Source organism: Streptomyces sp. NPDC060209 (assembly GCF_042728155.1).
Lineage (GTDB): Bacteria > Actinomycetota > Actinomycetes > Streptomycetales > Streptomycetaceae > Streptomyces.
Genome location: NZ_JBHWZS010000315.1, coordinates 1 through 10060 on the forward strand (window position 1 = coordinate 1; position 10060 = coordinate 10060).

Annotated in this window: 11 protein-coding genes and 1 pseudogene; 7 read left to right on the forward strand and 5 right to left on the reverse strand. The window is 68.1% G+C overall.

Features of this window, described 5'->3' with window-relative positions; translation table 11 throughout:
* Positions 1-75: 75 nt before the first annotated feature.
* The 6 genes and pseudogenes from ACFWFI_RS36235 (at position 76) to ACFWFI_RS36260 (ending at position 5101) form a co-directional block, all read left to right on the forward strand.
* Entirely contained in the window at positions 76-855 is a 780-nt protein-coding gene (locus ACFWFI_RS36235; RefSeq protein ID WP_387398847.1) for a hypothetical protein, read from the forward strand.
* Entirely contained in the window at positions 852-2222 is a 1371-nt protein-coding gene (locus ACFWFI_RS36240; protein ID WP_387398850.1) for an MFS transporter, read from the forward strand. The genes ACFWFI_RS36235 and ACFWFI_RS36240 overlap by 4 nt, the downstream gene beginning before the upstream one ends.
* Positions 2219-3451, forward strand: a complete 1233-nt coding sequence (locus ACFWFI_RS36245) for a DNA glycosylase AlkZ-like family protein (protein WP_387398852.1) — start codon at positions 2219-2221, stop codon at positions 3449-3451. The genes ACFWFI_RS36240 and ACFWFI_RS36245 overlap by 4 nt, the downstream gene beginning before the upstream one ends.
* Before the next feature lie 80 nt (positions 3452-3531).
* Positions 3532-3713: pseudogene (locus tag ACFWFI_RS36250) on the forward strand (transposase); the annotation flags it as partial.
* 205 nt (positions 3714-3918) lie between these two features.
* Complete coding sequence (locus ACFWFI_RS36255) at positions 3919-4587, forward strand: Lsr2 family DNA-binding protein (RefSeq protein ID WP_387398854.1); 669 nt, start codon at positions 3919-3921, stop codon at positions 4585-4587.
* A gap of 112 nt (positions 4588-4699) precedes the next feature.
* A complete protein-coding gene (locus tag ACFWFI_RS36260) occupies positions 4700-5101 on the forward strand; it encodes a hypothetical protein (RefSeq protein ID WP_387398856.1) in 402 nt (133 codons plus the stop codon).
* 27 nt (positions 5102-5128) lie between these two features.
* Here ACFWFI_RS36260 and ACFWFI_RS36265 read toward each other — a convergent pair whose 3' ends face one another.
* Entirely contained in the window at positions 5129-5971 is an 843-nt protein-coding gene (locus ACFWFI_RS36265; RefSeq protein ID WP_387398858.1) for an IS5 family transposase, read from the reverse strand.
* Between the two features lie 262 nt (positions 5972-6233).
* Positions 6234-6593: a hypothetical protein gene (locus ACFWFI_RS36270; protein ID WP_387398860.1), complete on the reverse strand. Its 360-nt coding sequence runs from the start codon at positions 6591-6593 to the stop codon at positions 6234-6236.
* Positions 6594-6655: 62 nt separating this feature from the next.
* Between ACFWFI_RS36270 and ACFWFI_RS36275 the strand changes: the two genes are divergently transcribed.
* Positions 6656-7464, forward strand: a protein-coding gene (locus tag ACFWFI_RS36275; protein WP_387398862.1) for an IS5 family transposase whose coding sequence is annotated in 2 segments (ribosomal slippage) — positions 6656-7391 and positions 7391-7464 — 810 coding nt in all. Because the reading frame shifts where the segments join, the coding sequence is not laid out codon by codon here.
* Between the two features lie 292 nt (positions 7465-7756).
* Here the strand turns inward: ACFWFI_RS36275 and ACFWFI_RS36280 are convergent.
* The 3 genes from ACFWFI_RS36280 to ACFWFI_RS36290 all read right to left on the reverse strand — a co-directional run bounded on the left by ACFWFI_RS36280 (position 7757) and on the right by ACFWFI_RS36290 (position 9922).
* Positions 7757-8149, reverse strand: a complete 393-nt coding sequence (locus ACFWFI_RS36280; RefSeq protein WP_387398871.1) for a PfkB family carbohydrate kinase — start codon at positions 8147-8149, stop codon at positions 7757-7759.
* A gap of 115 nt (positions 8150-8264) precedes the next feature.
* Complete coding sequence (locus tag ACFWFI_RS36285) at positions 8265-9455, reverse strand: PfkB family carbohydrate kinase (protein ID WP_387398865.1); 1191 nt, start codon at positions 9453-9455, stop codon at positions 8265-8267.
* A 20-nt stretch (positions 9456-9475) separates the two neighbouring features.
* Positions 9476-9922 carry a hypothetical protein gene (locus tag ACFWFI_RS36290; protein ID WP_387398868.1) on the reverse strand — a complete coding sequence of 149 codons (447 nt, stop codon included), beginning with the start codon at positions 9920-9922 and terminating at the stop codon, positions 9476-9478.
* Between the last annotated feature and the right edge of the window lie 138 nt (positions 9923-10060).

Genomic DNA, 10060 nt, shown 5'->3' on the forward strand with positions numbered 1-10060 from the left:
TCCCCATGCACAGGGACGCGACCCGGGGGCAGCGGCCCTCCCAACCGCCGGCACCTTCTACAGAGAGCAGAGCGCATGGCCGAGGTAACCTTCCGCCCGCTCCAGCCCTGGGCGCTCCCGCCCGACAAGCCGCGCATCGACCGGGCCATGGCCCGCGCTGAACGCGACACCTACCAGGCGTCCTTCCGCTACATGCGCATCCCGCGCCTGCCCGCGGACTGCCCGCCCTGGGTGCTCGGCCAAGAGCTCGGCTGGAGCGTCCGTTCCCCGCTGACGCTGACCATGAAGCCGCTGGAAGACATCGGCTTCGCCGTCCCCGACCGCGAGGACCCCCACAGTGCAGGCCGCCGCCTGGGCGGGGCGGGCATGTGGCAGCGCGGTGAGAACTGGATCGCCGCCCGGGACGCGGACTGGTTCCACCTCGGCGACCACAAAAGCCCCGGCGGAGGCTGGGAGGGCATGTTCGTCCCCAACGGGCAAGGCACCGTGGAGTGGCGCCTGGGCTGGGCCACCACGATCCCCACCGGAACGTTCCTCATGGTCATGCCTCCTCCCGACCGCGCCCCGGACGGACTGCACGTGCCGATCGGAGTGATCCCCGCCAAAGCCGTCAACGCCATGACAGACCGCGGCGGAATGAGCATCGCCATCCGGCCTGAACGGCCCGTCACCGTCCACCGCGGACAGGACATCGCCCGCATCGTGCTCCTGCACCCCGACTCCCTGCGCGCCACAACCCGCACCGAGACCGTCGAGCCGCCCACCCCCACGGGCGCCGAGCCAGATCCGGTGACCGCGCCCCAGCCAACAGCCGCAGATCCAGGCCCCACAGCCGGACCGGAGGCCGGCCGATGACCGCCCCCGCCACCCACACCCGCCCCCAGAAACCCGCACGGGTGCTCCGGCAACTGGCACGGCCCCCAGTACGGGGCCTCCTCACACTTGCGTTCCTTGCCCGCACCGCCGCCGCCGTCCTGCCCATCACGCTGCTCCTGGCCCTCGCTCAGTCCCACGGGTACGCCCGCGCAGCTCTCGTGGGCGGCGGCTACACCGTCGTGCTCGCCTTCTGCGCACCGCTCCGCGGCCGCATCCTCGACCGGTACGGCGCCCACCGCATGCTCACCGTGATGGGCGCCGCTACCGCCCTGCTCCTGGCACTGGTCGCATGCAGCGTCGAGTTCCGGTGGCCATGGTGGACAACACTGCCCCTGGTCATCGCCGCCACTCTCTCAAGCCCCCCGCTGAACGCCGCCCTGCGTTCCTCCTGGCGGCACCTCGTCACCGACGAGGCCCAGCTCAAAGCGGTCCACAGCGCAGACTCCGTGCTGGAAGAAGCCGGCTTCGTCCTCGCACCACTCACCGCCGGAGCCGCGATCACCCTGGTCGGCCCCCGCCACGCCTACGAGACGGCAGCCGCCGCCTTCGTCACCATCACCGCCCTCTACCTTGCCGCCGCGCGCCGACACCACCTCGGCACCACCCACTCCCGCCCCGCTGCCACGCCGGCCCGCAGCGCCCGCCGGTGGCTCGGCCCGCTCGCCACACCGGGAACCACAACGATCCTCCTGCCCCTGCTCGTCATGGGATGCGTCTTCGGCGGCACCAGCGTCCTCGTACCCGCCTACACCCAACACCAGCACGCCACCGCGCTGCTCGGACCACTCCTCGCCGCGATCAGCACCGGAGGCGTCATCGGCGGCATCCTCTACGCCACCATCGACTGGAAAGCCGGACTCAGGCGCAAGTACCAGCTCCTGACCCTCGGGTTCACCCTCCCCACCACACTCCTCTTCCTCGCCCGCCCCCTGTGGCTCCTCGCCACCCTGCTGCTCCTGGCCGGGCTCTTCGTCACCCCGCTGTTCATCAACGCCTTCCTCCTCATCGATGCCACCGCGACGGATAACACGCGCATCGAAGCGAACACCTGGGTCGGTGCGTCCACCGACATCACAGGCGGCATCATGGCCGTCATCATCGGCGCTCTCGCCCAACAGCACAGATGGGACACCGCCCTGCTTGCCCTCACCTGCTGCGCGGCCGTAGGCGCCGCCGGCGCGGTTCTGCCTCCAGCCCGCCACACGGCCAAGCCCCTGACCGAGCCTGCTGAGGTGACCGTTCCAGGTGAGCCCGCGGCCCTACCGGCCCGCCCTCCTGAGGCCCGGATGGGTGACGCTTCAAAACCGGGGGCCGCCCCGGCCACCCCTGCGGAGCCGCGTCCATGACCGCTCCGACGCCGCCGGCCGAAGCCGAACTGTCTCTGACAGAAGCCCGGGACATTGCGGTCGCTGCGAGTCTTCCCGCCGCCGGCTTCCCCGACGTGAGCGGCGCCCTCGCTCACCTCCACGCCGTCCAACTCGACAGCATCAGGACCCTGGCACGCGCCCACCAGCTCACGCTCACCGCGCGCGTACCCTGCACAACAACCCAGGCCGTCGACAACGCCCTCAACAACGGCCCCGAACCGCTCGCATTCGACTACCCCGCCCACGCACTGGCCCTCCTACCGCTCGCCGACTGGCCTCTATGGGCATTCCGCCGCCGCGCCACCCGCCGCCGCTGCGAATACCCCGACCAGCAGACCCGCACCGCCCTCCTCGACCGCATCGAACGCGACGGACCGCTGTCTCTGCGACAGCTCCGCGACGGCGCCAAGGCGGGAGCAGGGTGGGACTGGAGCCCGACGAAAACCGCTGTGGAATTCCTCGTCTGGTCCGGAGAACTCGCCTCCACCCGCCGCACGAACGGACAGCGACTGTTCGACCTCGCCGAACGCTGCATTCCCGCCGCATTCCTGAGCGATCAGGCCTCCGACGACGCATGCCTGACCGAACTCCTCACCCACGCGGGAGCCGCACTCGGCGTAGCCACCACGGACGACCTCGCCGACTACCTCCGTATCCCCACCCCAGTCGCTGCGCGCATCCTGCCCGACACCCGCCTGGCGTCGGTGCGGGTCGAGGGCTGGAAGACGGGCTGGGCCGACCCACAGGCACTCACAGGGACCGCCCAACCGCACCGGGTGCCGGTCTTCCTGGGACCCTTCGACAACCTCATCTGGTACCGCCCCCGCGTCCAGCGCCTGTTTGGCTTCGCCCAGGTCTTCGAGGCATACAAGCCCCCGGCCAGCCGCCAGTACGGCTACTACGTCTGCCCGCTTCTTGCTGACAGCCGCCTCATCGGCCGTGCCGACTTCGCACGCAGCGACACCACGCTCACCATTCAACGCGCCAGCCTCGAGGCCGACGCAGGACCCCAGGCCAATACCTTCTTCGCCCAGGCTTGCCGCACGCTTGCCGTGGCCAATGGTCAGACCCGCATCGAACTCGCCGACCTCGCAGCGGACACGACGGCCGATCAGGCCGCGCTGCATCACGCTGTCGTCAATGCTGAGGCGGCCTCCGCCGCCTGCTCGCCAGCGCCTCGACGAAGACATAAAACGCACAGGCCGTGAGGTTCAGCTGTAAACCAGGTGCGGATGGGGTCGTAGGGCGCCCGACGCCGCCCCGGGTTTCCAGGGCGCCCTACGAACCCCTCCCGGGCTGGAAAGAGGAACACAACAAGTCCCACAAGCAGGTCCGAGCTCGGGTCGAGCACGTCTGCGCCCGCATGAAGACCTGGAAGATGCTCCGCGACTGCCGCCTCAAAGGGGACGGCGTCCACCACGCCATGCTCGGCATCGCCCGGATGCACAAAACCTCGCCCTCGCCAGGTAGGTCGGCAGGTGGCACGCCACGCCCGAGGCAACTCCAAGATTCTTCCGTCTTCGCGCGTCTATCTCGAGTACACCGACGACAGGGCAAATTCCGTCCCCTCACGCATCTACATGGAGGCAGACGGCTCCAACGGCTTCAACCTCGACAAGGACTTCCCCAACCCCGACCACGCAGCACAGCAGATCCGACGCCAACGAGGAATCCAATGACCGCCCTCACCGCTCTCACCCAGCTCTGCCCGCCCCCCAGCCAGGCCATGGGCATCCGCTGGGACACCGTCGAGGCCAGTCTCGGCATGCCACTGCCGCAGGACTACAAGGAGCTCGCAGACCGCTACGGACCGGGAACCTTCAACGACTACCTCGACGTCTACCACCCCCACGGCGTGACCGAGTACGTCAACCTCACCGGCCCCATGCCCGGCCGAATCCGCGCGCAGCTGCACGAGGACGCCTATCCCGTGCCCTACGATCCCGAAACGCTCTTCGCCTGCGGCGCCACCTACAACGGCGAATACCTCTTCTGGATCACCGACCCTGCAGCTGACCCCGCCCGGTGGCATATCGCGGTCAACGAGGCGCGGGGCCCCCGCTGGTTCACCTACGACGGCACCCTCACAGACTTCCTCACCGCGGTCCTCGCGGGAGAGCTCCAGGTCCCCATGTTTCCGCCCAGCATCCTCGATGCCCCTGCCCGGTTTGTCCCACACCAGCCCACCCTCTGGAAACCAGAGCCCTACTCGGGCGACGACCAGCCCGTCGACACCGGAGCGATCCGCACATGGGCACGCGCCCATGGCTACGCCGTGCCATCGCGCGGCCGGATCCCTCCCGGGATCCGCGCAGCCTGGGAACGCGACACCGCCGGGAGCTGAGGCCCTGGCCCTGCGGCAACCCCAGCAGGGAGTGATGTGGGCGCTCTGTAAAAGAGCGTTTTGTCCTGGCAGGAGTGTTTGGCAACGCAGTGCTGCCATGGATGATTGCGGGGTGTTGGTCCGAGTAGAAGCGGTGGGGCAGGTCGCCGACGGGCGCGCGATGGTTCGGGTGCGCTCGGAGGTGGGTGCCGTTGCGGCGTTCTGGTACGGCGATCCGACGGGAGTGGGCCGCGAACATCATGTGGAGTGGACCGTTGAAGAGGACGCGGCCTGGGGCGGCAACACTCGACCGGCCACTTCATTTTCACCCGCGGTGGATGAGGAGGAAGGCGGTCGGATCGTCTTTCGGGGGCGGCTGGGCCTGACGGGCGATGGCGGAGCCATGCTGGAAGTAGCTGGAACCCATATCCTGTTCGACCTCGCCGACCCGCCGCCGTCGACTGCTGTCGATGGAACGTGGGTTGAGATCAGTGTGGAGCGGAACAGCGTCAGCCTGTGGCCCTACCTGCTGTGATTCACAGGAGCCCGACGCTGCCGCCGTTCAGCTGTCGCGCCAGTTGTGGGTCGATTCGCGGGTGAGTCTGCGGCTCATGAGGTCGATCATCGCTATGTTGATCATGGCTTCGGAGCGGTGGGGGTGGGTTTCGTAGTCGCGGGCGAGGCGGCGGTGGTGCATGAGCCAGCCGAACGTCCGCTCGACGACCCAGCGCCGCGGAATCACCTTGAAGCCCTTCTGGGCGGGGTCGCGGCGGATGACTTCGACGTCGATGCCCAGGCGGGCGCCGTGGTCGATGGCCTTGGTGCGGTAGCCGCTGTCGGCCCACGCCCTCGTGATGCGAGGGTGGCCTTCGGCAATGTTCGAGAGCAGGCGGATTCCGCCGACGCTGTCGGAGACACTGGCGGCGGTGACCAGCACGGCCAGAAGGAGGCCGACGGTATCGACGCCGATGTGCCGTTTGCGGCCCGCGATCTTCTTGCCCGCGTCGATGCCCTGGCCGGCCGTGGGCACGTTGGCCGAGGTCTTGATGCTCTGGGCGTCGAGGATGCAGACGCTGGGCTCGGCGTCTCGGCCCTCGGCCTTCCGGACCAGCCGTCGCAGGAGTCCGTTGAGCTGGTCGAAGACGCCGTCCTTCTGCCAGGCGGCGAAGTATCCGTAGACGGTTTCCCACGGGGCGAAGTCGTGTGGCAGGTACCGCCATGGGATCCCGGTCCGGTCGACGTAGAGGATGGCGTCCATGATCCGGCGCAGGTCGTGTTCGGGCGGCCGCCCGATGTCCAGGCCCTTCCCTCTGCGTTCTACTCGCCAGGCGCTCAGGGTTGGTTCGAGCAGTTCCCAACGGGCATCGGACAGGTCACTCGGGTACGGCCGCTGTCGGCGAGGCATGTTTCCGTAGTACCGATGGCAGCCGTCCCGCCACAGGGCGCAAACAGGCGTGACCGGGGGCGTGTTGGGATCAGACAGGAGCGAAGGGACCGAAACGGGCCCTCGAAGGCTGTCACCCGCCCCATCTGCCACAACAAGCGTCTACCGCCTCAGTCGGCCCGAAGCGGCCTGCCACCTGAACTGCAACGAAGCACCCTTGTCGGGACAAAACGCTCTTTTACTGACCGTTTCAGAATCAGGTTCTCGTGACCGCCGGAGCCAGTCAGCCTTCGAGTCGCTGAAGGACCTGCGCGAACTCCTCGTTCTCAACCAGGCCGACGAGTTCTCGGGTCATGTTGCTGATACCAGCATCGCGGACGATGAGACCGTCCGAGACCCAGAAGTAGCGACCTCCCAAGGCTTCCCCGCTTGCCGCCCACCTCTCCATCACAAGCTCGACCTGGGCGAGAGTGATGATGGTCGCGCTCCATCGAGAGCCGTCCGGGAGGTCGACGAAGACGTCGACGTTGTTCGCGGACTCCAGGTCCTCACCGGCATTGGGTACGAACGCGGCATCGAAATGTTCTGTACAGACTCGATAGAAGGGGCCGTCCCAGGCTCCCGGCTGTCTACTCTGACTCATCAGGCGAGCTTGCCGGGTCAATCGGCCCACCTCAACCGGGATCTTCCGCCACGCTGCCGGGCGTGAACAGCGATCTTGTGCCCGATGACCTGTGGACGCGCATCGCTCCGATGCTTCCGCCCCCTCCACAGCGGCGGCATCGGTATGCAGGACGACACCGAACATGCGACCGCATCGCGTTGGCAGGCATCATCTTCGTCCTCCGCACAGGCGTGACCTGGCGCGACGTGCCACGTCAGGAGGTGGGTTGCTCCGGAGTCACAGCCTGGCGCCGCTTACGGGACTGGACCGAGGCCGGCGTCTGGCCCCGACTGCACGCGGCGATCCTTACCGAGCTGCGGGCGGTCGGGCTGCTGGAGATGGACGACTGTGCCATCGACGGCTCGCACATCCGCGCGCTCAGAGGAGGAACTCACACCGGACCATCTCCGGTCGACCGAGGCCGCCCCGGCAGCAAGCACCACATCATCGTCGACCGCCACGGCACACCGCTCGCGGTGTCACTGACCGGCGGCAACCGGCACGACGTCACCCAGCTGATGCCCCTCGTCGATGCCATCCCCCGCATTCGTGGCTTGCGCGGCCAGCCACGCCACCGGCCCCGCCAGCTGTTCGCCGACCGAGGCTACGACTTCGACAAATATCGCCGTCTCGTCCGGGCGCGCGGGACCACACCCAAGATCGCCCGCCGCGGCACTCCGCACGGCTCCGGCCTGGGCAAGACCCGCTGGGTCGTCGAGCGTACCTTCGCCTGGCTCCACCAGTTCAAACGACTCCGCATCCGCTACGAGATACGCGCGACCTCCACCTCGGACTGCTCCAACTCGCCTGCAGCATCATCTGTTTGAGACGACTCCGGACCTCATTTTGAAACGATCAGTAAGACCAAGGACGAACTCGCCGCGGAGCGAGAGCGGGTCCGCGCCCTCGTACGTGCCACAGCCGAGCTGTCACTCGAGTTGGACCAGACGCGCGAGGAACTCGCAGCAGCTCAGCGGGTAACACGGCTGCCTCGCGCGCGAGGCGATGGCACCACATTGTCGACTGTGGTGTGACGTGGCTTACGGGTGTCGAGTCGAGGAGCCGAATTCCACGAGTGGGCCAGGGCCTGTCCGATCGGCGGGGAGGGACACCGGACGGACCCTGGCGGATCAAGAGGGGTGTCAGCCTCTTGTGCGGGTCGTTGCTTCTTGAGCCAGAGGGTGGGCTTGTCGGGCCTGGATGACGTCATCGGCCGCCTGCGCGGAGCGGATCTCCTCGTGTGTCGGCGGTCGTGCGCCTGCGTGAGTGCAGGTGATGGCACCGGCGGTGACACAGCGCCGGAGGGCTGGTTCCAGTTCGGTGGGTGTGGCGGGGATGCGGACAGTGCCGTCTGGTGTGAGGAGTGCGTCGAGGAGGCTCGACTGGAAGGCGTCTCCCGCTCCGATGGTGTCGACGACATAGGTCCGGGGCGCGGGAACGGTGATGTGGTGGCGGGCTGTCAGGGCGGTCGCGCCCTGGGCGCCGCAGGTGATGACGACCAGGCGTGGGCCGGGGTGAGGTGGGGGTAGAGTCAGGCCAGGTGCTCGTCGCTGGCCTTGACCAGGTCAGCTGCGGCGACCAGCCGTTCGGCCCGTGTTGAGGGCGACGGAAACGGCGCGGCCCGGGTGGACGCGCTGTGCCTGACATGCTTCAACGATGCTGGTCGTGCCGGGTTCCACGACGGCGGCGAGTGAGCCTGTGTGGATGAGCGTGGTCTGCGGCGGGAGGGGGATGCCGAGCGGATCCCTGGCGGCGAGGAAGTCGTAGCGGGCGCTGCCGGTGCCGCCCAGGTAGGCGAGGGCGATGGTGGTATGGCCGGAGGCGGCGCACCTCGACGCCGACGGAGTCGAGGTGCGCGCGGACCAGGTCGCCCGGCGGGTCATCGCCCCAGCTGGTCATGAGTATGGCCGGTCGGCCGAGCCGGTGCAGGCCGACGGCCACGTTGGCGGGGCTGCCGTCGGCGAAGCGCCCGGCCGTGGCCGCGAGTCCCAGGGCCTGGTCGACTCGGTCATTGCCCAAGATGGTGGCCAGCTCGACCGCGCGGGCCATCTTGGCGCGGATGCGGGTGGCGCCGGCGGGTCCGGCTTCCTTGAGCCAGCGGCCCGCGCCGGGGCCGATGCCCACGAACGCGATCTCCGCCTCGGAACGCGGCTGCAGCCTTGGCTGGTGGATGCTGCGGCCGTCGGGATGGTCGGGGTAGTGCTCATCGATGATCTGTGGAACACCTGGGGTCGAGAGCTGGTGGCGCCAGATCTCGAGCAGGTCACCGGATTTGGTGCGGGCGGTGATGGACAGTTCCTCACCGACCACTCGGCACCACACCCTCACTCCGGTATATCCGGGCGGGGCCGAGTAGCGCACCGAGTTGAAGCTGATCGTGCGATCTGAGCCGACCAGCCGTTCCGCGCCCAGCGCGAGCGCGGGCGGCTCGATGGGCAGGACGTGCAACGTTGTGCGTTCGATGTCCAGGCGGTCGGCGGGTATCTGTCCGGTCGCCCGGTGACGTCGGGAGTTGACCGTGTCGCACCAGGTTCGGCAGGCGTTGGTGAGCTCGGTGAAGGTGTCGTAGGCGGGCAACAGGTTCGCGTCCGTGGGCACCAGATCGGCCTTCGCGATGCGGACCGTGGCCTCCGCGCCGCCCTTCGATTCAGGGTCGTAGGGCACACAACTAACCACTTGGCAGCCGTAATGCCGCCCGGCGGCGACCATTTGCGGATGACGTACCGGGATCCCGGCGATGTGTTCGACGGTGACTGTTTTCGCGTTGTCGGTGAGTACATAGGTCGGCGCCCCGCCGATCCGCCGCAATGTGGTGTCCAGGCAGGACACCAATGTGCCCAACGTGCAGTCCCAGACCGGGATCACCACTCGGAACCGCGACCACGACAGCCACGCGCAGAACAGCCAGGTCCGACGCCCGCCGATGCGCGGACCCTCGCCCCGTCGAACTGCAGCCACCGGCCTGGCTCGGGAACCCAGGGTCGGTAGGTGCGGCGCTTGCCCGCCTTCCGCGCGGCCTTCGCTGCGTTCACCGCCCGCCTCGTCGAGCGTGCACTGCCCTGGTAGCCCATCGTCACCAGCTTCTCGTGGACCACATCGGCGCGGATCATCGCCTTCGACTGCTCGACCCACTCCTCGACCTTCTCCAGGAAGGTGTCGATCATCTTCGGCCGCGGCTCTCGTTCATAGGGATTGCGCCCGCTGGCACGGGCCTGGACGTACCGCTTGACCGTCTTCGGGTCGTGCCTTGTCAAGTCCGCCGCTGACCAGACCGTCCCGGTCAGGTCGTACGCCGCAAGGATTTCCATGATCTCTTTGTCAGACTTCGTCACATGCCCTCTAGGCTCTGCAGATCCGCGATCACTCCTGCGTGATCATGAGCACCGTTCGAAGATCGCTGTCACCTGAGCGGCGGTGCGCGTGGTGGAGGAGAAATGCGGCACGGG